18 protein-coding genes are annotated in these 21,054 nt (G+C 60.0%); 10 read left to right on the forward strand and 8 right to left on the reverse strand.

What is annotated here, in order from left to right; all coding sequences use genetic code 11:
• Window positions 1-38: 38 nt before the first annotated feature.
• Window positions 39-581: a PH domain-containing protein gene (locus EL217_RS05130; protein ID WP_005280251.1), complete on the reverse strand. Its 543-nt coding sequence runs from the start codon at window positions 579-581 to the stop codon at window positions 39-41.
• Window positions 582-886: 305 nt separating this feature from the next.
• On the opposite strand from EL217_RS05130, the gene EL217_RS05135 reads away from it, so the two are divergent.
• The 9 genes from EL217_RS05135 to EL217_RS05175 all read left to right on the forward strand — a co-directional run bounded on the left by EL217_RS05135 (window position 887) and on the right by EL217_RS05175 (window position 11,539).
• Entirely contained in the window at window positions 887-2,737 is a 1,851-nt protein-coding gene (locus EL217_RS05135; protein ID WP_126318866.1) for an acetolactate synthase large subunit, read from the forward strand.
• Between the two features lie 3 nt (window positions 2,738-2,740).
• Window positions 2,741-3,256, forward strand: coding sequence for an acetolactate synthase small subunit (gene ilvN, locus EL217_RS05140; protein ID WP_126318868.1), 516 nt, complete (start codon window positions 2,741-2,743; stop codon window positions 3,254-3,256).
• A gap of 102 nt (window positions 3,257-3,358) precedes the next feature.
• A complete protein-coding gene (gene ilvC, locus EL217_RS05145) occupies window positions 3,359-4,372 on the forward strand; it encodes a ketol-acid reductoisomerase (protein WP_005282520.1) in 1,014 nt (337 codons plus the stop codon).
• Between the two features lie 124 nt (window positions 4,373-4,496).
• Window positions 4,497-6,287, forward strand: a complete 1,791-nt coding sequence (locus EL217_RS05150; protein WP_126318870.1) for a GmrSD restriction endonuclease domain-containing protein — start codon at window positions 4,497-4,499, stop codon at window positions 6,285-6,287.
• The gene (locus tag EL217_RS05155; RefSeq protein ID WP_023028713.1) at window positions 6,271-7,182 is read left to right on the forward strand and encodes a hypothetical protein; all 912 of its coding nucleotides are present in this window, start codon (window positions 6,271-6,273) and stop codon (window positions 7,180-7,182) included. Before EL217_RS05150 ends, EL217_RS05155 begins: the two co-directional genes overlap by 17 nt.
• 64 nt (window positions 7,183-7,246) lie before the next feature.
• Entirely contained in the window at window positions 7,247-8,833 is a 1,587-nt protein-coding gene (serA, locus tag EL217_RS05160; RefSeq protein WP_005280258.1) for a phosphoglycerate dehydrogenase, read from the forward strand.
• A 133-nt stretch (window positions 8,834-8,966) separates the two neighbouring features.
• Window positions 8,967-9,986 carry a 3-isopropylmalate dehydrogenase gene (locus EL217_RS05165; RefSeq protein ID WP_126318872.1) on the forward strand — a complete coding sequence of 340 codons (1,020 nt, stop codon included), beginning with the start codon at window positions 8,967-8,969 and terminating at the stop codon, window positions 9,984-9,986.
• Window positions 9,987-10,101: 115 nt separating this feature from the next.
• Complete coding sequence (locus EL217_RS05170; protein WP_023017826.1) at window positions 10,102-10,914, forward strand: fumarylacetoacetate hydrolase family protein; 813 nt, start codon at window positions 10,102-10,104, stop codon at window positions 10,912-10,914.
• 106 nt (window positions 10,915-11,020) lie between these two features.
• Complete coding sequence (locus tag EL217_RS05175; RefSeq protein ID WP_126320032.1) at window positions 11,021-11,539, forward strand: class I SAM-dependent methyltransferase; 519 nt, start codon at window positions 11,021-11,023, stop codon at window positions 11,537-11,539.
• Window positions 11,540-11,553: 14 nt separating this feature from the next.
• Here EL217_RS05175 and EL217_RS05180 read toward each other — a convergent pair whose 3' ends face one another.
• Window positions 11,554-12,657 carry an isochorismate synthase gene (locus tag EL217_RS05180; protein WP_126318874.1) on the reverse strand — a complete coding sequence of 368 codons (1,104 nt, stop codon included), beginning with the start codon at window positions 12,655-12,657 and terminating at the stop codon, window positions 11,554-11,556.
• 100 nt (window positions 12,658-12,757) lie between these two features.
• On the opposite strand from EL217_RS05180, the gene EL217_RS05185 reads away from it, so the two are divergent.
• Window positions 12,758-13,819: an alpha/beta hydrolase family esterase gene (locus EL217_RS05185; protein WP_232018397.1), complete on the forward strand. Its 1,062-nt coding sequence runs from the start codon at window positions 12,758-12,760 to the stop codon at window positions 13,817-13,819.
• 26 nt (window positions 13,820-13,845) lie between these two features.
• Here the strand turns inward: EL217_RS05185 and EL217_RS05190 are convergent, their stop codons facing one another.
• The 6 genes from EL217_RS05190 to EL217_RS05215 are packed head-to-tail and all read right to left on the reverse strand — an operon-like array spanning window position 13,846 to window position 20,999.
• The gene (locus EL217_RS05190) at window positions 13,846-15,384 is read right to left on the reverse strand and encodes a choice-of-anchor M domain-containing protein (protein ID WP_126318876.1); all 1,539 of its coding nucleotides are present in this window, start codon (window positions 15,382-15,384) and stop codon (window positions 13,846-13,848) included.
• Window positions 15,381-16,301, reverse strand: a complete 921-nt coding sequence (locus EL217_RS05195) for an anchored repeat-type ABC transporter permease subunit (RefSeq protein WP_126318878.1) — start codon at window positions 16,299-16,301, stop codon at window positions 15,381-15,383. The genes EL217_RS05190 and EL217_RS05195 overlap by 4 nt, the downstream gene beginning before the upstream one ends.
• Window positions 16,298-17,038, reverse strand: a complete 741-nt coding sequence (locus tag EL217_RS05200; protein ID WP_126318880.1) for an anchored repeat-type ABC transporter ATP-binding subunit — start codon at window positions 17,036-17,038, stop codon at window positions 16,298-16,300. The genes EL217_RS05195 and EL217_RS05200 overlap by 4 nt, the downstream gene beginning before the upstream one ends.
• Window positions 17,025-17,915, reverse strand: a complete 891-nt coding sequence (locus EL217_RS05205) for a choice-of-anchor M domain-containing protein (RefSeq protein WP_172596716.1) — start codon at window positions 17,913-17,915, stop codon at window positions 17,025-17,027. The genes EL217_RS05200 and EL217_RS05205 overlap by 14 nt, the downstream gene beginning before the upstream one ends.
• Window positions 17,908-19,413, reverse strand: coding sequence for an anchored repeat ABC transporter, substrate-binding protein (locus EL217_RS05210; RefSeq protein WP_126318884.1), 1,506 nt, complete (start codon window positions 19,411-19,413; stop codon window positions 17,908-17,910). The genes EL217_RS05205 and EL217_RS05210 overlap by 8 nt, the downstream gene beginning before the upstream one ends.
• Window positions 19,413-20,999, reverse strand: coding sequence for a choice-of-anchor M domain-containing protein (locus EL217_RS05215; RefSeq protein ID WP_126318886.1), 1,587 nt, complete (start codon window positions 20,997-20,999; stop codon window positions 19,413-19,415). The genes EL217_RS05210 and EL217_RS05215 overlap by 1 nt, the downstream gene beginning before the upstream one ends.
• Between the last annotated feature and the right edge of the window lie 55 nt (window positions 21,000-21,054).

Consider the following 21,054-nt stretch of genomic DNA (forward strand, 5'->3'; position numbering starts at 1 on the left):
TTATAGATTAATCAGATGGGGAGGAGGAGAAAGTAAATTTAATTATCTGCCGAATCTTTAAGCTCGGGGTGTTTTTCAAGGTACGCAGCATATTCCTCTTTGCTTAAGAGGATCTGCTGCCCGTCGCGGTGCACGATGACGACCTTGTCATCGGCTGCCTCGCGGCCCTGGGTGAGGGCATCGGGAATGCGTCCGCGGGATGCTTGTGCCAAGCGGGGCAGCGAGTTGAAGGTTACGCCAGGTAGGTTATGCTTCGCACCATTTTTAGTCTGTGCGAAGGCCCGGGCGCGCTGGAACCCAATCCCGGCGAAGTCATCCCACGCAATGGAGACGTTCTTGCGGAATGCATAGGAAATGGAGATGCCCTTCTCAGAGACCCTCGTGCGGGCCTTGAGGACCCACCATAGGCCGATGACGGGGATAATGAGCAGCCATCCCAGGTATTTGGGCGCCCAGCCGATGCTCAACAAGGCGATCGTGGACAGAATTAAAATGCCCAAGATGTGGTCGCGGGAAGGGGTGAAGACCTCTGCCTGGGAGGTGGACTGACGAGGTTGTTTGTCCTGTGCTGGTGGGGTCATAATCAGCCAGCCTAATTGACCATGCGGTGGGGAAGCGAACCATTTTTCCGCCGCGTTTCAACATGTGGGAAAGTTTTCCCAAAAGGGGGTAACCGCTTCCAGATATAATTCTATCGGTATATAGTTGGAAATATGATCATTATTCGACTTCAGGTGGTGCGAGCGCGGCGGTGACCGCGGCGTTTCCTGAACGTCGACGCTTTCGCCCCCGCAGACCACCGGCCCGCGGGGGCTTTAGTTGTAACTAGGGCGTTTCCCTCGATGATCAGTTTCCATGACAGACCAACCCAAGGAGCACATACACCGTGGTAACGACATCCTCGCCCACGCCCGCTTCCGCGGCCGCTGCGACTTCTGCTGCGCCCACGGAGCGAATGAGTGGGGCTCATGCTATTGTCCGCACGCTGGAAGATCTGGGCACCGATCTCGTATTCGGTATTCCAGGCGGTGCCGTGCTTCCGCTCTACGATGCACTGCATGGTTCAACGAAGCTGCGCCATGTGCTAACCCGCCATGAACAAGGCGCCGGCCACGCCGCCGAGGGTTATGCGCAGGCCTCCGGAAAGGTGGGCGTGTGCATCGCTACCTCCGGTCCTGGTGCGACCAACCTGGTTACCGCGCTTGCCGATGCCAACCTGGACTCCGTTCCCATCGTCGCCATCACCGGCCAGGTGGGCAGCAACCTTTTGGGCACCGATGCCTTCCAAGAGGCCGATATCCGCGGTGTCACCATGCCGATTACCAAGCACAACTACATCGTGACGGATCCCGCAGAGATCCCTTCCGCTATTTCGGCCGCCTTCCACTTGGCTTCTACCGGCCGCCCCGGTCCGGTGCTCGTGGATATCCCGAAGGACGTGCAAAACGGCTTTTTGGATTACCACTTTCCGGAAACGCTTGACCTGCAAGGCTACAAGCCGGTTACCAAGCCGCACCACCGGCAGGTGGCCCAGGCCGTGGATTTGATGGCGCATGCGGAAAAGCCCGTGCTCTACGTCGGCGGCGGAGTCATGAAAGCCAACGCCTCCCAGGAGCTGCTGGAGTTTGCAGAGCTGACGAATATCCCCGTGGTTACCACCTTGATGGCCCTGGGCTCCTTTCCAGATTCCCACCCGCTGCATCTGGGAATGCCTGGCATGCACGGCACCGTCCCAGCCGTCGCGGCCATGCAGCGCGCGGACCTCATCATCGCCATTGGTGCCCGCTTCGATGACCGCGTGACCGGTGATACCTCCACTTTCGCGCCCAATGCGAAGGTTATCCACGCCGATATCGATCCGGCAGAAATTGGCAAGATCCGGGAAGTTGCGGTCCCCATCGTCGGCGATGCGCAAAAGTGCTTGACCGCGTTGAGCAAGGAGTACCGCAAGAAGGACGTGCAGCCTGCCGCCGATGTGAAACAGTGGCACGATTACCTGCGCGGTATGCAGGAGCGTTTCCCGCGCGGTTATGAGCCCACCGATGATGGCCTGTTGAACCCACAATTCGTCCTAGAAAAGCTCAGCGAGACCGTTGGGCCGGAAGCTATCTACTGTGCGGGCGTGGGTCAGCACCAGATGTGGTCCGCGCAGTTCTTGGACTTTGAGCACCCGCGTTCGTGGATCAACTCCGGCGGTGCCGGAACCATGGGCTACGCCGTTCCCGCTGCCTTGGGTGCAAAGGCGGCGCGCCCAGATAAAGAAGTCTGGGCCATCGACGGCGATGGTTGCTTCCAAATGACCAATCAGGAACTTACCACCGCAGCCTTGGAGGGCTTCCCGTTTAAGGTTGCCGTCATCAATAACGGCAACCTGGGAATGGTCCGGCAGTGGCAGACGCTGTTTTATGATCGGCACTATTCGCACACCAAGCTGCGCGAAGAAAACGCCTTCACCCCGGACTTCGTCCGCTTGGCCGAGGCTCTTGGCTGCGAAGCTATCCGGGTCACGTGCGAAGAGGATGTCGTTCCGGCCATTAAGCGCGCGCAGGCAATTAACGATAAGCCAGTTGTCATTGACTTCATCGTCGGCCAAGATGCGCAAGTCTGGCCCATGATCGGCGGCGGTGCCTCCAATGAGGAAATCCAGTACGCCCGCGGCCTGCGCCCGCTTTTTGATGAAGCTGAATCCGCCGCGGAAACCCCGGCTGAGATCGACGAAACCATCCAGGAGGCATAAACCATGACGCACAACGAGGTAACTCGCCATACCTTATCGGTATTAGTCGAGGATGTAGAAAGCATCATCGCCCGCGTGGTGGGAATGTTCAGCCGCCGTGGCTACAGCCTGGTGTCCTTGGTCTCCGCACACACGGAAACCCCAGGGATTAACCGCCTGACCATCGTCGTGGATGCCTCTGAGGTCATTATTGAGCAGGTCACCAAACAGCTCAATAAGCTCATTCCGGTCATCAAGGTCGTGGAACTCAAGGAAGATTCCACCGTCGCCCGCGCCATCATGTTGGTAAAGGTGGCGGCTGATAATTCTAACCGCGCGCAGGTGGTGGATGCGGTAAATATCTTCCGCGCCCGCGTGGTGGACGTGGCAAAGGAATCGGTCATCGTGGAGGCTACCGGTACGCCGGGCAAGCTCGCGGCGCTACTTGAGGTCCTCGAGCCCTTCGGCATTCGCGAACTCGTGCAATCGGGCCACGTAGCCTTGGGGCGCGGCCCGAAGGCTACGGCTCCCAAAAAGTAAATAAAATCTCACGATGTGAACACAATGTCTCGCGCAGTGGTATATACTCTGCGTTAGGACGCTTCATTACAGCTTTTCCTACCAAAGAATTGAGGATTTGAAATGGCAATTGATACCTACTACGACGACGATGCTGACCTGTCGATCATCCAGGGCCGCAAGGTAGCGGTTATCGGTTACGGCTCCCAGGGCCACGCCCACTCCCAGAACCTGCGCGATTCCGGCGTCGAGGTTGTTATCGGCCTGCGCGAGGGCTCCAAGTCTGCAGCCAAGGCAGAAGAGGCCGGCTTCGAGGTCAAGTCCGTCGCGGAGGCATCCAAGTGGGCCGACGTCGTGATGCTCTTGGCACCGGATACCTCCCAGAAGGAGATCTTCGAAGAGCACATCGCCCCAAACCTGGAGGACGGCAATGCATTGCTGTTCGGACATGGCCTGAATATCCACTTCAAGCTGATTGAGCCGGCTGCGTCCGTCACCGTCGGTATGGTCGCACCTAAAGGTCCGGGCCACTTGGTCCGCCGCCAGTTCGTTGACGGCAAGGGCGTTCCTTGCCTGATTGCCACTGAGCAGGATCCGAAGAACGAGGGCCATGACCTGACCCTGTCCTATGCCGCTGCCATCGGTGGCGCCCGCGCCGGCGTTATCCCTACCACCTTCGAGGCAGAGACGGTCACCGACCTCTTTGGTGAGCAGGCCGTCCTGTGTGGTGGTGTCGAGTTCCTCATCCGCAACGGTTTCGAGGTCCTCACCGAGGCCGGCTACGAGCCAGAGATGGCATATTTCGAGGTCCTGCACGAGATGAAGCTCATCGTGGACTTGATGTTCGAGGGTGGCATTGCCAACATGAACTACTCGGTCTCTGATACCGCTGAGTTCGGTGGCTACATCTCCGGTCCACGCATCATCAACGCCGATACCAAGCAGCGCATGAAGGATGTCCTGTCCGATATTCAGGACGGCACCTTCACCAAGCGCCTGCTCGCCAACGTTGAGGGCGGCAACAAGGAACTGGAAGACCTGCGCGATGAATTTGCGCAGCATGAGATCGAAAAGACCGGCACCAAGCTGCGCGATCTCATGAGCTGGGTCAAGAATCCTTTGGACGCTACTGCCTAGTCAATAGCTGAATCCAGTGCGGCCCGCGGGAAACTCCCCGTGGGCCGCTTTTCTTACTTGTACCTTGGATTCCAGCGCTACGCCCGTGAGGTATCGCGAAGATGTTGCGGGTAGTATTGGCCCTATGGGTTTTACGACGCCAAGCTATGATCTCAAGGACCTTTTTTCGCGGATTGACCGGGGCGATATCCAGCTTCCGGATTTCCAGCGCAGCTACGCCTGGGATGAAGACCGCATCCGCTCACTTATCGTTACGGTCCTGCGTGGATACCCCATCGGCGCGCTGATGGCCCTGGATACCCGCAATGAAAAGATGCGTTTCCGCCCTAGGGTGCTGGCGGGTGCGCCCGAGGTTGGCGTCGAGCCCGGGTTGCTGCTCTTGGACGGCCAACAGCGCCTTACCTCCCTGTACCACTGCTTTAATGGCGAGGGTTTTGTCAAGACCACTGACTTCCGGAAAAAGAAGGTCCACCGCCGCTTTTTCATCGACGTCCGCGCCGCGGTAAGCGGGGACTTGCTTGCCGATGACGCCATTTTCGCCGTCGACCAAAACGGCGAGATCTGCTCGCACTTCGGCCCCGACGTTGATGGGGCTATTACCTGCCGCCAGGATGGGCTGGACAATATGTGCATCCCCGTGGCCTCGCTACTCAGCGAGGAAGGCACCAGCATGCTTTTCGAGCTCGCCGCCACACACGAGCAATACAGCGCCGAACTTGCCGCGTTCAATAACCGCATCGTGCGCCCCTTAGCGGGCTACGATATCCCCATGATCCGGCTATCCCGCGAAACGGAGCGCTCCGGAATCGGTTCCATCTTTGCCCAGGCAAATTCCGCAGGCTTACAGATGGATGTCTTCGATCTCTTAACCGCCGTCTTTGCCTCCGAAGATCCGACCTTCCACCTTGCCAACGATTGGCAGCAGGTGGAAAAGGATCTGCGGGATTCTCCTGCGCTCGATGGCATCGGACGTAATGAATTCCTCTCCGCAGTATCCCTCTTGGTCACAGGGGAGAAGGGCAATGCCGGCGGCCAGCGCGAAGACATTTTGAAGCTGTCCCTGTCCGAGTACAAGGCGGCCGCGCACGACCTGCGCATTACCTTCCACGAGGTTGCCGAATTCTTGGCGCAGCGCCGCATTTTAAGCCTCGATCAGGTTCCTTATACGGAACAGATCGTGCCGCTGGCGGTCATCATCGCGCGCCTGGCCAAGCGGCCTGGGGCCCTTTCCAGCCAGCAGGCATGGGATCGCATTGACCAGTGGTTCTGGTGTGGCGTCTTTGGCGAGCTCTACGGTTCTTCCGCGGTGCCGCTGCGCGCTGCGCGCGACGTGGACGAGGTGACCGAGTGGGTTGCCGGGGCCACCGACGATGTTCCCAAGACGGTCGCGGATGCAGGATTCCGGGAATCCCGCCTGCTTTCGGTCGATGAAAACGATGGGGTGTGGCACGGAATCTACGCCCTGCTTATGGCCCGCGGCGCGAAGGATTGGCGGACGGGCAGCGAATTTACTCGCCACACCTTTGAAGAATTGAAGCCCGGATTTTTCCCGGTATTCCCACTGAATTGGTGCCAGCGCCACGGGGTGGATTCGGTCTTGGCCTATTCGGTCATGAACTACACTCCGATGGGCAAGCGCACAGAGGTCGTCCTCGATGGGTTCGCGCCGAACCGCTACCTGCCTCGCGTGCAGTCCAAGTCCATCATGGAAGACGAGGAATTTGATGCCGTCCTGGCATCGCACGACCTCGATGTCGCTAACCTGAGGGAGTCAAAAATTCAGGAATTCTTGGCTGATCGTCGCCATCGCTTCGTGGATCTAGTGGAAGAAACCTTAGGCATTCCCGTCATTCGAGATGTCGATGAAGCAAACCTGGCCGGCGGTGAAGAGGGGCCACATGCGTTTGGCCGCTAAGAGGTATCGGGCGGCTGCAGTGGTTATCGCAGCCTCCCTCGTACTTGTTGGCTGCGGTGATGCCTTGCAGGAGCCCAAGCTTGTTAAGCGTGGGCTTTCGGATCTCTCCGAGTCCGATGTTGAGCTTGAGCGCGCCAAGTCAGAGAATCAAAACCGCCTTATCGATCCCAAATTCGCCGGCAAGCTGGACATCATCGACGATCCGAGTGGCATCGACGCCGCGCGGGCCTTCTTCGATGATTCAGATTCCATGGTGCTCTTTGCGCCCGATGATAAATCCGTGTTGCGCGCGGCAACGTTGGCGATTAACCAGCACTTGCCAGCCGTGGAATACGATCCTTCGCGCCGCGGTGACATCCTCAACTTGGTCGGAGACTTGGAGGTAAAACGACTCGTCATCGTGGGCGATATCCCGTGGACGCAATCCAGCGGTGATTTCACTGTCATCAAGGATCCGGGAACGCATGAAGCGCTGGGGGATTTTACGGCCTTCCAGTACGAGTCCAAGGTGGTTGCCTCGCCGAACCAGGTGGTCAAGGACATCGCGCGGCTGGATAAAACACCCTACGTTGAGTTGCGTCCTGCCTGGATTCCTTATGAGGGCGAACCTGACGATGATGGCAAAAAGCTGCCGGCCGTCCCGGCACAGTCGCGGCGCGATGGCCAGATGGCGCCCAATATCGTGGCCACGGCGGATAGTCCGGTAGCCAATGTCATTACTGCCGCGGCCTATGGTGGCTCGGTATTGGTGATGCCGACGGCGGATCCGCTGGAAGATAAGCGGAGTATGGCCATGGTGGCAGGGCTCGATGAGGGCTCGCTTATCGCTTTGGGCCCGGAATTCGGTCATGTGAAAGAATTTAAGGAAAAAATACGGCAGGGCACCCCAAACTGAACTACACTTCCTTCACACGCGGTTATTGTCGCGTAATGCACAACGAAGTGAAACGAAGGATGATATGTCGAAGCCGGTAGTTCTTATCGCCGATAAATTGGCCCAATCCACTGTGACGGCTTTGGGGGATTCCGTCGAGGTGCGCTGGGTAGATGGCCCGAACCGCGAGGAATTGCTTGCCGCGGTTCCAGAGGCGGATGCGCTGCTCGTGCGCTCGGCCACCACGGTCGACGCTGAAGTTTTAGAAGCAGCGCCCAAACTGAAGATTGTGGGCCGCGCAGGCGTGGGACTGGATAACGTGGATATTGACACTGCCACCAATAAGGGCGTCATGGTGGTCAACGCTCCCACCTCCAATATCCACTCTGCGTGCGAGCAGGCGATTGCCCTGCTCTTGGCCACTGCCCGCCAGATTCCTGCGGCGGATCAGTCCCTGCGCGAGGGCGAGTGGAAGCGCTCTTCCTTCAAGGGCGTCGAGGTTTACGGTAAGACTATTGGCATCGTCGGCTTCGGCCACATCGGTCAGCTTTTTGCCCAGCGGTTAAGCGCCTTTGAAACGAAGATTATTGCCCACGATCCTTATGCCAATCCGGCGCGTGCGGCAGCGCTTGGCGTGGAATTGGTCGAGCTGGAAGAGCTGATGGCGCAGGCAGATTTTGTCACCATTCACCTGCCAAAGACGCCCGAGACCGCCGGAATGTTCAACGCGGAGCTTCTGGCCAAGGCAAAGGAAGGCCAGATTCTTATCAACGCCGCCCGCGGCGGCCTCGTAGACGAGCAGGCCTTGGCGGATTCCATTACCTCCGGCCACCACCGCGGTGCGGGCTTTGACGTCTACTCCACGGAGCCGTGCACGGATTCCCCGTTGTTTAAGCTGCCGCAGGTCACGGTCTCGCCGCACTTGGGCGCGTCCACCGTGGAGGCACAGGACCGCGCGGGTACCGATGTCGCCGCATCTGTGCTCAAGGCTCTGGCCGGCGAGTTCGTTCCCGATGCGGTCAACGTCTCCGGCGGCACGGTGGGAGAAGAGGTTGCCGGCTGGCTCGACCTCGCCCGCAAGCTGGGCCTTACGGCCGGACGCCTGTTGGACCAGGCTCCCGTCGCCGTGGAGATCGAGGCTTGCGGCGAGCTGTCCACTGAGGACGTGGACGTACTGGGCCTTTCCGTCGTACGCGGCCTGTTTAGCGGCGTGACCTCAGAGCCGGTTACCTTCGTCAACGCGATGAAGATTGCCGAAAGCCGCGGGGTCGAGGTTTCGGTATCCACCAACCCAGAATCCAAGGGCCACCGTTCTTCCTTGCAGGTCAAGGTCATTAGCGCAGAGGGCGTGACGTCTTCGCTTACCGGTGCTCTCATTGGCATCGACGGGACCGAAAAGTTTGTGCGCATCAATGGCCGCGGCGTGGACATGCGGGCTGAGGGCCGCAACCTCTTCTTCCGCTATGCCGATGCCCCAGGCGCGCTGGGTACCGTGGGTACCAAGCTGGGTGCAGCAGGTATCAACATCATCGCCGCGGCCTTGACGCAGGGCAAGCAGGAATCCGATGCCGTGCTCATCTTGCGCGTGGAGTCCGAGGTGCCAGATTCTCTCATCGAGGAGATCAACTCGGCCCTTGGCGCTACGTGCCAGCAATTCGACATGGATGAATAACCTCAGCGCAGGTTAGGAGAGTGGCCTAACCGCGTACGTGTGCCCGCCCATCGCACAGATTTCTGCTGCGATGGGCGGGTTTCCTTTGGTAGGCTAATGTTTAATCCACTATGTGAGAAAGGAATCTTATCTAATGAAATTAGCGGTTATTGGCGGCGACGGCATTGGGCCAGAAGTAACGGCGGAAGCCCTGAAGGTATTGCGGGCGGTGTGCAGCGATATTGAAACCACCGATTATGACCTGGGCGCGCGGCGCTACCTGCGCAATGGCGAGCTTTTAACGGACGCGGACCTGGCCAGCCTGCGCGAGCACGATGCCATTTTGCTGGGCGCCATTGGTGCACCCGGCGAGGTCCCCCCAGGTGTTCTGGAGCGCGGCCTGTTATTGAAGATGCGCTTTGCACTCGATCACCACGTGAACCTGCGCCCCTCCATCTTGTATCCCACGGCCCACTCGCCGCTGGCTAACCCGGGCGAGATTGATTTCGTCGTGGTGCGAGAAGGCACCGAGGGCCTGTACTGCGGCAATGGCGGCACGCTGCGGGAAGGTACGCCGCACGAGGTAGCCAGCGAGGTTTCGCAAAATACCCGCTTTGGGGTAGAGCGCGTGGTGCGGGAGGCTTTTGAGCGGGCATCGCAGCGCCGCAATCACCTGACCCTGGTGCACAAGACGAATGTCCTCGTCAATGCCGGCGATCTGTGGCACCGCACGGTAGAAGAAGTCTCGGCAGAATATCCGCAGGTGGAAGTGGACTACAACCACATCGATGCCGCGACCATCTACATGGTGACGGATCCGGCCCGCTACGATGTCATCGTTACCGATAACCTCTTCGGCGATATCTTAACGGACTTAGCAGGCGCTATTACCGGCGGAATTGGATTGGCTGCATCGGGCAATATCGATGCCTCGGGTAAGAACCCCTCCATGTTTGAGCCGGTGCACGGTTCGGCGCCCGATATTGCTGGACAAGGCATCGCGGATCCAACCGCGGCCATCTTGTCGGCGGCGATGCTCTTGCGGCAGCTGGGTGATGAAGACAATGCACAGAAGATTGAAAAGGCGGTGGCGGAGGACATCGCCAAGCGTGGCGATGCCCCAATCAAGACCGTCGAGGTGGGAGACCGCATCGCGGGGAGCCTGAAGGCTTAAGCGTAAGGAATCCTGAGTGCGAATCCGGTTCCGGCGGGGACCTAAAGGATCTTCGCAAATTAACACCGCAAACTTTGCACACATGTAAAGGCTACCGTTTAGTAGGATGGCCGTTATGCGTTTAGGACGAATTGCACACCCAGAAGGAATTTGCTTTGCCATCATTGACGGGCCGAAAGATGCCCCGATGGAGGAGCTTGTAGCTAAAGAAATCTCCGGCACGCCATTTACCCCACCGGAGCCCACCGGCCGTGAATGGAAGCTGGGCGAGGTGCGGCTCTTGGCGCCGACCCTGCCTACCAAGGTCGTAGCGCTCGGCCGGAACTATGCCGACCACGTCGCGGAGGTCTTTAAGAAGTCCTCGGATTCGCTGCCGCCAACCATCTTCTTGAAGCCATCGACCGCGGTCATCGGCCCGAATGAGGCCATCAAGATTCCCGATTACGCCACCAACGTGGAGTTTGAGGGCGAGCTGGCCGTGGTTATTTCCAAGCCATCGAAGAATATCAAGGCTGAAAACTGGAAAGACCACGTTTTGGGCTACACCATTTGCAACGATGTTTCCTCGCGTGACCTGCAATTTAAGGATGGCCAGTGGGCGCGCGCCAAGGGTATTGATACCTTCTGCCCGCTGGGCCCGTGGATTGAAACGGACCTAGAGAGCTTGGATCTTGATGATCAGAAGATCAATGCGTACCTGACCCACGATGGTTCTCGGGAGCAGAAGCAGGATTCCAATACGGATCAGATGATCGTCAAGATGGGCGGCATCTTGGAAGAGATTTCTGCCGCCTATACCTTGCTGCCTGGCGATGTCATCACTACCGGCTCGCCTGCAGGAACCGCACCAATGGTGCCGGGCGATACCATTGAGGTTGAGATTCCAGGGGTTGGCACCCTGCGCAATACGATTGCCAGGGCGCAGTAGGTTCACTGCAATGCAGCTGCCGCTGGTGAGGTACTGGTAGAAGGAGAACGGCGTGCCGGAACATTCGCATCAAGGCCACCGCGGGTCCGCGCCGAGCGCGCAGGAGATGGAGGAGCGCTACCGCGCCACCGCACAGGTGTGGTCAGGGAGCCCGAATGCCACGCTGGTGGACCATGTCAGCGACCTTCCGGCCGGTACCGCCCTCGATATCGGCTGCGGGGAAGGCGCTGACGCCCAGTGGTTACACGAGCGTGGCTGGCAAGTGCTCGGCATCGATTTTGCTCCCACGGCCGTAGCGCGGACCAAGGCGCGTGGAGTCCCCGCCGAGGTTGCCACCTTTGATGAATTTAGCCACGCCCCCTTTGATCTGGTTACAGTCCACTACGGCAGCGTCCGCGCCACCGCAGGGGAAGTAGCATTGCTGGAAAAACTCGTTGGCCCGGGTGGAACCTTGCTCTATGTTCACCACGACATGGAATCAGAAGAAATTGCTATGCCGGAATGGCTGGCAGAAAATCTTACCGAATTGACGGTGCAGACCCTGCGGCGATCGCCGCGCCATGTTACTAGCGGCGCAGGCGCCCATCACACCAGTGATGTGGTCTTGGTAGCGAAGAGGCGCTAAGCCCCACCGCGCTTTTAAAGGCTGAGCGCGCGAAGGATTGTTTGGAGCTTGGCGGTGGTTTCTTCCAGCTCGGCTTGGGCATTGGAGGCACCGACCACGCCGCCGCCGGCCCACGCGCGGGCGGAGAGGCCATCGCCGGCAACTTCTGCGCAACGGATGGCTACCATGTATTCACCATCGCCAGAGCTATCGCACCAGCCGACGGTGCCGGCATAGAAGCCGCGGTCGGTCTCGGCGGTCTCAATAAGCGCCTGCGCCGCTTCCGTTGGCGTGCCGCAGATTGCAGGGGTGGGGTGGACTACTTCTGCCAATTCCAGGGCGGTGAGCTCTTTATCCCGCAAGGTGCCGGTGACCGGAGTGCCCAAGTGCCACATCTCACTGGTGTGTATGAGCTGCGGGGTCTCGGGGATATCGAGGCTGCTGCACAGCGCCTCTAATATCCTGCGCAGGTGTTCTACCACGAAGGAATGCTCGAGCAGATCCTTGGCGGAGTGCAAGAGGTCTTGGCTGGCAATGTGGTCTGCCGCTTTATTGGCTCGGCGCGGCGTGGAGCCGGCGAGTGGAAATGCAGACACGGTCGAGCCTTGGCGCTTGATGAGTACCTCCGGCGAGGAACCAACCAGCATGGCCCCTGGGCGGCCTGCGGGGGAGAGATCCGCAATGAACCCGTCGCGGTTGACGGAGAGATCGATAAGGCGCGCGGCCACGAGCCGGGGGTCGATGGGGGCGGCAAATTCGATATCGACCGCGCGGGCGAGGACCACCTTTTCTAGTTTGGAGGTCTCGATGGTGCCGATGGCCGCCTCCACGCGGCGCAGGTGCTCCTCGGGCTCTGGGTCAAAGCCCACGACGCGGGAATTGAGCGATTGGTTGCGGTAAAACGCGTGGGGTTCTAGCGGCCCGTCTTCCCGGATGATGAACTCTGGAACGGTCAAGGCGGCGGGGGTATCGGAGTCGAAGGGGATGGCGCCAACTACCATCTCGGCATCGCCGCGGCGCAAGGAGTCAACCGCGGCCTCGGCACTGGTAAAGGTTGCCCGCGCACCTTGGGTACGGACAGACCCCGTTGCTCGGGAGAGCAAGAAATCGGGGGCGGTGCTTGGTCTGTCTTCGTGCATGAGGATCTAGCTTAGTGCCTTATTAAAAGATGGTAGAAATTGCCCTCCGCCAAGCGTGTGGGCACCCGTTGGCGCGGCGGCTGTGGCTAGTGTTAACAATGTGGCTAATGTTACTAAATTTTCCCTACGGGCCGGCTATCTCCTTGCAGCGCTCCTGATTGCTAGCGGTGCGTTCTCTGCCCCGGCAGTGGCTTCTGCGCAAGAAACGCCAGCAGCTCCCGAGAAACCGGCCCCTCCCGCCCCTGCACCGGAACCGGCACCGGATGACTCCCACCTGCTGCCAGAAGGCGTTGAGGAATCCACGCCGAACCAGCCAGCACCCGCGCCGGCCCCAGCCCCAGACGTGGCGCCGGCGCGCCCAGCGCCTGATGCCAGCATCAACCCCCATCCGCCCATTGCTCCTGGGGACACGCGGTCGCTGGAGATGGAGCATGAAGGCAAAAAGCGTCGCTACCTCCTGCGCATCCCAGATAATTACTCGCCCGAGGCTCCTACACCGGTGCTCTTTGGATTTGGTGGGTGGGGAGATTCCCCGGAGGAGTTCTCTGGCTACGCGCGCATGGGAACGACTAAGGCCACCGATGATGCGATCATCGTCTATCCAGAAGGCTTCGAACGCGCCTGGGAGCCAGCGCCCTATGCAAAGACGCGCGACGGCGAGGATATCCGCTTTATCAAGCGCATTTTAGATGCTGTGGATGCGGACTATCACGTGGACCGCAACCGCGTCTACGCCATGGGAATGTCCAATGGGGGCGGTTTTACCTCAGTATTGGGCTGCCACGCCCAAGATATGTTCGCGGCGGTAGCGATGGTCTCCGGGGCGTTTTATACCCCAGTGGAAACCAATTGCGTCGATGCGCCGATGCACACGCTCATCATGCACGGCACCAGGGATAAAATGCTCACCTATGAGGGTGGCACCCGCCATGAATCCGGCTACCTTCCCGTGCGCACCGTCTTAGGCGGCTATCTGCACCGCAACCACTGCGATATGACCTTCCAGTCCCACCCCGCCGCCGGTCACTCCGAGCGCCTGGGCTTTAATGGGTGCGCCAAGGACGTGGAACTGTACAAGGTACCCGGCGACCACACGTGGTTCTGGCAGCCGGATACCGCAAACATTGTGTGGTCCTTTTTAGCCACCAAAACCCACGTGTAGGGGCCCGGGCGCAACCCGGGGCAGCATTAGCGCACGCGCGGAATCTGCGTCGTGGCATCATCGGCCTGCGGCGGCACAGATTGCTCTGGCTGCTCGGGTTGTGCAGCCTGCTCGCCGGCGCCCTTCTTGCGGAAGAATTGGACATAGACCAAAAGACCAATTCCTAGCACGAGCGCGAATGCGCCGAGCCCTGCCAAGATGCCAGCCCAGAAGCTGCTCTTGGTCAGCGAGGCGGTGTAGGCGGCATCGGCAAGCGCCTCATTGTTCTGGCCCTTGCCGCCCGCGGAGGCGTTGGGTGCAGGCTCCGTACTCCGGTTTTCGGACTTAGTGCCCTTGGATTTGCTGTCCTTAGACTTGCTGCTCTTGGACTGCGGGGTGGACTTGCCCGCGGATTTCTGGCCAGAATTTCCGCCGGACTTGGATTGCGAGGCCTTAGAACCGGAGCGAGAGCCGCTGCTTGACGATGATCCCTTCGATGAGCCTCCACCCGAATTGCGCGACGCAGCACCAGAGCCTGCCCCAGAACCGTGGGCCGATCCCTTGTTGGATCCGGAGTTTGACCCCGACTTAGAGCCTTGGGTGGATCCCTGCTTCGAACCAGATTTTTTCTCTGCGGCCTTTCCACCGGAGCCGCCGGATCCACCGGACTGACCCTGCTTAGACGGCTTATCGCCCGATTTATCCTTGGAGTCTTTCTCCTTCTTCTTATCGCCCTCGAGGAATTTTTGGCCTTCCTTCAGGGTATTTTCCAGCTCCTTATCCAGGCCCGCGATGGCCTTATCTACTCCCTTGATGTCCTTGGCCAGCTGATCTGGGCGGGAGGTTCCGCCCGAAGGGACGCTTCCTTCGGCATCATCGGACTCGTCGTAGTCCACGCCGCACAGCTCTGCTGGATCCGCGTCATCGCCCACGAGGAATCCGGCGTGCAGGTGGTGGCGGGAGCCATCGGGAAGCTCAAAGGTAAAGCTCACGGCGTAGGTGCCTGGCTTGGTAAAAGCGAAGGCAGGGTGGGAGTGGGACCTGCCCGGATAGTCCCAAGCGGTGCCGTCCTCGGTGTCCATACGGACTTTGAGATCGCCGATGCCCTCATTCTGGAAGGCCACGATGCGCCCATCCTCGGGACCAGACGCGATGGCCATGCTTAGGGTCGCGGTCTGCTTCGAGCCGAGGTATTCCTCCGAGAGTTCCTGGGTATTAAACCCCAACCACGGAACGTCTTTAATCTGGGTTTGCGGGAGCACCCATCCCTCGTCGGGCAGGGAAGGGATCTTGAGATCAGAAATACGCTGCTTGTTCTTCTCCGCTACCTCTACCGCGAATTCTTCGGACTGGTATTCCTTTTCTTTTTGGTCGTCTTTGACCACAAAGCTGATATCCCCGCCTTCATCCTTGAGCGCCATGTCTTGGTGGCCTTCGGTGATGCGGATAAAGTCCTCGGCGCTGCAGGTCTCTGCGGCATTCGCAGTGGCCATAACGGAAGAGGGTAGACCCACACCGGTGAGGGTTCCCACGCTGAGGAATCCGGCGGTGCCTAGGGCAAGGGCGGTACGGCACAAGGGTTTCATGATTCGATGGTTTCCTTTCGTGGGGTGTTCTCGGAAGCGTTGGCTGGCACGCGAGGAGAAGAGTGGCCCGGTTTGCGGCGAGAGCGCAGGAAGGGGTGCAGGGCCCAGACAATGAGGAAGAGGACCGTGAGCGTTAACACGATGGTTGCGCCCGCGGGAAGATCGATGGCCCACGCCAAATAGATGCCGAAGAAGCTGCAGACGGCACCGATGATGGCCGAGAGGAACATCATCGTGGTGAGGTTGGCCGTCAGCAGGCGCGCCGTGGCGGCCGGGGTAATCAGCAGGGCGAGGACCAAGATATTGCCAATGGTGCTTACGGAAATGACCACCGCGGCGGTCACACACAGGTAGAGGATGATATCCAGGGCAAAGACCGGCAGGCCCATGGCGCGGGCGGTCTCTCGGTCCAAGCAGGTGGCATTGAGTTGCGGGCCAAAGGCCACGACTACGGCTAGGACCACGAGGCAGACGCTCGCGGCGACGGTGATATCCGTGCTCGAAACGCCGGTGAGCGATCCGAAGAGGAAGCTGGTCAGCGAGGCGCTATAGCCATCCGTGCGCGAGATGATCACCATGCCCAAGGCGAAGGCGGCGGCAAAGAAGATGCCGATGATGGAATCCGCGCGCACGTGGTTGCGTTGCGAAAACGCGGCGATAAGCACCGCGACGACCGCACCGGCAACCGCCCCGCCCAAGAGGACTGAGGTCTGCAGCGCAAAGGCAATGGCTAGGCCTGGGAACACGGCGTGCGAGACGGCATCGCCAATAAAGGCCATTCCGCGCAGCACCACATAACAACCGATGACCCCGCACACGATGGCGGCGATGAGCGAAATGCCCACCGCCCGGGCGAGGAAATCGAGGTGGGGATTGGTTAAATCCCGCAGGAAATCGATAAATGAGATATCAATCATGCAGCCACTCCAATCGCAGCGAGCAACGGGGACGAGGCACTGACGCCAAACGCGCGGGTCCACGGATCCTTGTCGGCCAAAAGCTCCTCGGCGGGACCGTCTGCAATGACCGTGCGATTAAATAGCACCAGGCGCTTGCACGTGTGCGCCGCCTCAGACAGGTTGTGGGTAGACATCACGATGGATTTTCCTTGCTCCGCAAGCTCGGCGAAAAGCTCCAAAAGGGCCTCGGTATTCGGGGCGTCGAGCCCGGTGAAAGGTTCATCGAGCAGCAAGACCTGTGGCTGGATGGCGAGGGCGCGGGCGATCAGTACGCGCTGGCGCTGGCCGCCGGAAAGCTCCTCGATGGGACGGGAGGCAAATTCCTCCATATGCACCAAGCGCAGCGCCTCCGCAGCGGCGGCGTGATCCTTTTTCCTCGGGCGCTTGAACCACCCGATGAGCCCGGTACGCCCGCTGAGCACGGTGCGGTACACGTTGATGGGAAAACCCCATTCCACCTCGTGGCGCTGGGGAACATAGCCCACAGAGCCGGTGACGGTACACGTGCCGGAGGAGGGGATAAGGCCCAAAATAGAGCGCATCAGCGTGGTCTTACCTGCACCGTTGGGGCCTAGAAGCCCAATGAATTCACCGGTACCTACCTCGAGGTTGGCGTCCTCAATCACGGTGCGGCCAGATAGAGATAGGGCTACCTGCAATCCGCGCACCTGAATGCACGGCTTAGACATGGCCATCGCCTCGCTTGCGGGATTTCGCGAGCACGGCAACACCGGCGATCAGCACGATGATTCCGCCGCCGACCAAAACATACACCCATACCGGCAGGGAAGAATCCTCGGTTGTGGCGTCTGCTGGGTTCCACTCCGCATCCTGGGCGGCCTGGATGTCTGCGCCATCGCCTACGGCGAAGGTCAGTACGCCATCGGTGCTAAACTCCTCGCCGTTTGTGGTTTCACCCTTAATCCGGATGCCCACCTGGTGGGTGCCCGGCTCCGTAAAAGTCCAGTTGGCGTGGGTGTGCGTATTAAGGTCTACCCAGAATTCAGACTCGCCTTTTTCTGCCGTAGACCACAGCAGCTGGGGTGCCTCAAAGCCGCCGTTTTGCAAGAAGAGGGAAAAATCCCCTGGGCCGGAGTGTCCGAGGAATTCCATGGTGACGCCGCGATCGGCGTTATCGACAAGCGAAGGCGCCTGGGTATTCCACCCCAGCCACGGGACGCCGACCTGTTCTGTTTGCGGTACAACCCAGACATCCTCGCCGGATTGGGCACCCACAAAGCTAAAATCATCGGTATCCGGCAGGGTTTGCTGGGCCGCATCGCCCACCGAGAACACCAGGTCATCAAGGTGACGCCACACCGGGGAATCGCCTGCATCATCGCGGGCCAATAGCTCGGCATCAGAGCCATTAAGCAGCGTGCCGATATCAACGTGGCCCGCATCGATGACCTTTTCTTCGCCCTCTGGCGCCACGGTTTCATCCGCGCCAACCACCTGCGCGAGGTCGCCGGCCCAAGCGGGCGTTGCGGATACGGCCAATCCGGCGGTGACGATGCAGGCTGCCGTGCGAGTGGCCGCGCGGGTAACGGTTCGAGAGGCAATGTTAAGCATGGTTATCTCCATTCGAAGGATGTAGGCAACGCTGCAGCGAGTCAGCATTGAATTTCATGAGATCGATATAAGTAGGCACGGCATCATCAAGCGTGTCGCCGTAAATGGGGCATAGCTCCACGTTTTGCTGCGCGGCGGCCTCCTTCAGCGTGCTGGCGCTGGCCTGTTCCACCGGCTCCACAAAGACCGCGGGAAGGTGCAGGTTCTCCAGCGTCCGGCGCAGGGCAATGACCTCCCGCGGCGAAGGCTCAATGGCGGGATTGGGCGTCACGAACCCAGCCACCGACAGGCCATAGCCTTGCTCTAAGTAGGCATAGCCGTGGTGGGTGGTGACCAAGTGGCGGTTGCTCTGCGGGATGGAAGAGATCGCGCGGTCCACATACCCGTCAAGCTCGCGCAGCTCCGCGATATAGGACTCAGCACGGGCGCGGTATTCGGCGCCGTGGGACGGATCCGCATTCGCCATTTCTTCAGCGATGACATCGACATAAGCAATGGCATTGTCCACGTTGTGCCACAGGTGCGGATCCACCTCGCCGTGGATGTGTTTACCCAAGACCGCCTGGGGGAGCAGGTACGTATCCGCACCGGGCGTGCCCAAGAAGCGATAGGCGGGGTCCGGCGGAATGGGCTGCAAAACCGAGGAGGGGACCGCTACCGCGGTAAGCGCGGGATCAAAATGCTGGTCTTGATCGCGTAGATCAATAGATCCCTTAGCCACATCAGCGGCAATATCCACGTGGCCGGAATCAATGACATCCATATCTGCCGGCGGGTTCACGCCCACCGCGACGGTGAGGTGCTCTACCTCTGTGCCATCTGCCTGAAAGCCCAGCTTATAGATGCCCGGCTCCGAAAAACCCCACGAGACGTGCGTGTGAGCATTGGCCGGGAGGGTGACCGCGTCATCGCCGGCGTCGATGCCATCGGCGCTATTAAATAGCACCTCCGGCGTGCCGAAGGTGGAGACCACGTAGGCTGCGACATCGCCTGGCCCTTCGGCAGAGACCATGCGGAAATCCACGCCGGAGTTGCGCTGTTCGGCACCGCTAATGCGCAGGCCCAACCAGATGGCATCCAGGGAGACATCTTCAACCAGCGGTACGAGGGTCGCACCGCGGGTGGAGGCGGAGTCAGCGACCTCTACCACGGGCGCATCCGTGGACTCGTGCAAGGTATCTATCAGGGATTGCGGTTCCAAGAGGTATCCATTGCTCAAGGCAAGATCCGCATTGGCCACGTTGCGCACTGTGCGCAGCGTCGGCTCAAAGGTGTGCGGGTCCTTTCCGCTTGGGATAAGGCCGGTGACCGAAGCATCCTCGCCTGCGACGTGGCGTGCCATATCCGCCAAAATGGGCGTCGTGGCCACCACGCTGAAGCGATCCGAGGTATCCACCGCTGCCGAGGTCGTGCAGCCTGCCGCAAGGAGGGAGACGCTAAAGAGCGCCCCGACGGCCTGCAGCCCGCGCGGTACGAAACGGTAGTGGGGCACTGGCATTAATTCTTTGCCCTCGCGACAGCTAGGCGTGCAATACCCAGGCCAAGGAACAGCATGCCCAAGCCGAGCACGCCGATCCCGAGCGGCATGGTGGGGGTCCCAGTATTGGCAAGAGCCGCGTTGCCGCCCTTACCGGATGCGTTCGCACCGGAACCGGCTTCCTGGCCAGCGCCGGAGCCATTAGAGCCCGCGCCGGCTGCGGCGCCAACACCACAGTCACCGCCATCCGGGTTCACTTCCGCACCCAGGTCAAAGTGGCCATTATCGAAGGAGCCCTCTGGCCTGCCACCGCCGACGACAAAGTGCAGCGTTGCTTGGCCTGCCACCTGCTTGCCGGCGGAGGTTTGCGCCACCTGGCGAATGGTGACGTCGTAGGTGCCCTGCTTTTCGAAGACCCAGTTAGGGTGCACGTGGGTATTGGGCGCGATATTGTAGCTGCCTTCAACGGCGCCGTTGGCACCGCGGAACCATTCATCGCCGACGATCTTGCCCAGGCCACCCTGGCTGTAGACCATCATGGCACCAGGGCCCTTCATGTCTACGAGTTCCCAGGTAACGTCGCCCGGAATGTGCTCGCGCATGGAGGGGCTCTGGGTATTCGCACCAAGCCACGGCACGCCATCGACCTGCGTAGAACCGATCATCCACGCCTGGCCGGCCGAAACGGGTCCAACATCTTCTGGCAGCTCGACGCCGGAATTATCGGAGAGGTAGAAAGTCGCGCCATCGGCATCGCGCCACTGCGGTGGCGAGACCGTATCGTCTTTAATCTTCGGGATAATACCCGGACGGCACTCTGGGTCCGTGGACTGTCCGCCGCTTGCAGCGTTGCCGCCTTGGCCACCCTCGGAATTGCTGTGTCCAGCGTTATTGCCGGAGTTATCTGCATCGCCAGAACCGCCCGCAGAACGGTGACCGGAGACTGCCTCTCCGCCTTCGCCCACCTGCCAGGTATAGGTCACCGCGTTACTGGTTTGGCCATTGGAGGAGGCCTGAACGGTCATCTCATAGGTACCGGCCTCACTAAAGGCCCAGTTAACGTGGCGGTGTGCAGGACTCGGCTGGTTAATAACCTCGCCGCTGGTCAGCTCCATCGAACCGGAATTGGTCACGGCACCGACGTTGCCAAACCCAGTGGTTTCAAAGACATAGACCGAGCCCGGCCCGGAGATATTGGTGAACTCGAAGTCAATGTTGGTGAATCCGCCATCGCGTGCCGGCTGCGTATCCCAGCCTGGCCAGATGATATTCGGGTCCTGGGTCTGGGGCAGGAAGTAGGTTGACTGACCAATCTCGGGAACAGCCTCGGTGGCATCGGACCATGCCGATTCCACGACCTGGAGCAGCACGTCATCGCCGGGGCGCTGGACGTGCGAACCGGTGACGTCTTCCTGCATGGATAGGTGCAGCTGGCCATCCGGTGCGGTGACGTAGAACGCATCGATATGGCCGGAGTCAAAGACGTCCTCGAAGGCCAAGGCTGGCGTGGCCGGAACGAAAAACGCGATGAGGGCGGTAATCACCGCCGCGAAAATGCGGCTGCCAGGCCGGTGGGCTCTGGTGCGCGAAGTGGTGTTGGTATCCATGGTTGAAATTCCTTTAAAGCGCCTGGGGTGGGGTTCCCATTAGCTGCGGATTAGT

Origin of the sequence: Corynebacterium segmentosum (assembly GCF_900637825.1) — a bacterium.
GTDB lineage: Bacteria > Actinomycetota > Actinomycetes > Mycobacteriales > Mycobacteriaceae > Corynebacterium > Corynebacterium accolens.

Coding starts and splice junctions, on each gene's coding strand:
- EL217_RS05130 (WP_005280251.1), bottom strand. CDS start 581: ATGACCCCACCAGCACAGGACAAACAACCTCGTCAGTCCACCTCCCAG.
- ilvN (WP_126318868.1), top strand. CDS start 2,741: ATGACGCACAACGAGGTAACTCGCCATACCTTATCGGTATTAGTCGAG.
- ilvC (WP_005282520.1), top strand. CDS start 3,359: ATGGCAATTGATACCTACTACGACGACGATGCTGACCTGTCGATCATC.
- EL217_RS05150 (WP_126318870.1), top strand. CDS start 4,497: ATGGGTTTTACGACGCCAAGCTATGATCTCAAGGACCTTTTTTCGCGG.
- EL217_RS05155 (WP_023028713.1), top strand. CDS start 6,271: ATGCGTTTGGCCGCTAAGAGGTATCGGGCGGCTGCAGTGGTTATCGCA.
- serA (WP_005280258.1), top strand. CDS start 7,247: ATGTCGAAGCCGGTAGTTCTTATCGCCGATAAATTGGCCCAATCCACT.
- EL217_RS05165 (WP_126318872.1), top strand. CDS start 8,967: ATGAAATTAGCGGTTATTGGCGGCGACGGCATTGGGCCAGAAGTAACG.
- EL217_RS05170 (WP_023017826.1), top strand. CDS start 10,102: ATGCGTTTAGGACGAATTGCACACCCAGAAGGAATTTGCTTTGCCATC.
- EL217_RS05175 (WP_126320032.1), top strand. CDS start 11,021: ATGGAGGAGCGCTACCGCGCCACCGCACAGGTGTGGTCAGGGAGCCCG.
- EL217_RS05180 (WP_126318874.1), bottom strand. CDS start 12,657: ATGCACGAAGACAGACCAAGCACCGCCCCCGATTTCTTGCTCTCCCGA.
- EL217_RS05190 (WP_126318876.1), bottom strand. CDS start 15,384: ATGAAACCCTTGTGCCGTACCGCCCTTGCCCTAGGCACCGCCGGATTC.
- EL217_RS05195 (WP_126318878.1), bottom strand. CDS start 16,301: ATGATTGATATCTCATTTATCGATTTCCTGCGGGATTTAACCAATCCC.
- EL217_RS05200 (WP_126318880.1), bottom strand. CDS start 17,038: ATGGCCATGTCTAAGCCGTGCATTCAGGTGCGCGGATTGCAGGTAGCC.
- EL217_RS05205 (WP_172596716.1), bottom strand. CDS start 17,915: ATGCTTAACATTGCCTCTCGAACCGTTACCCGCGCGGCCACTCGCACG.
- EL217_RS05210 (WP_126318884.1), bottom strand. CDS start 19,413: ATGCCAGTGCCCCACTACCGTTTCGTACCGCGCGGGCTGCAGGCCGTC.
- EL217_RS05215 (WP_126318886.1), bottom strand. CDS start 20,999: ATGGATACCAACACCACTTCGCGCACCAGAGCCCACCGGCCTGGCAGC.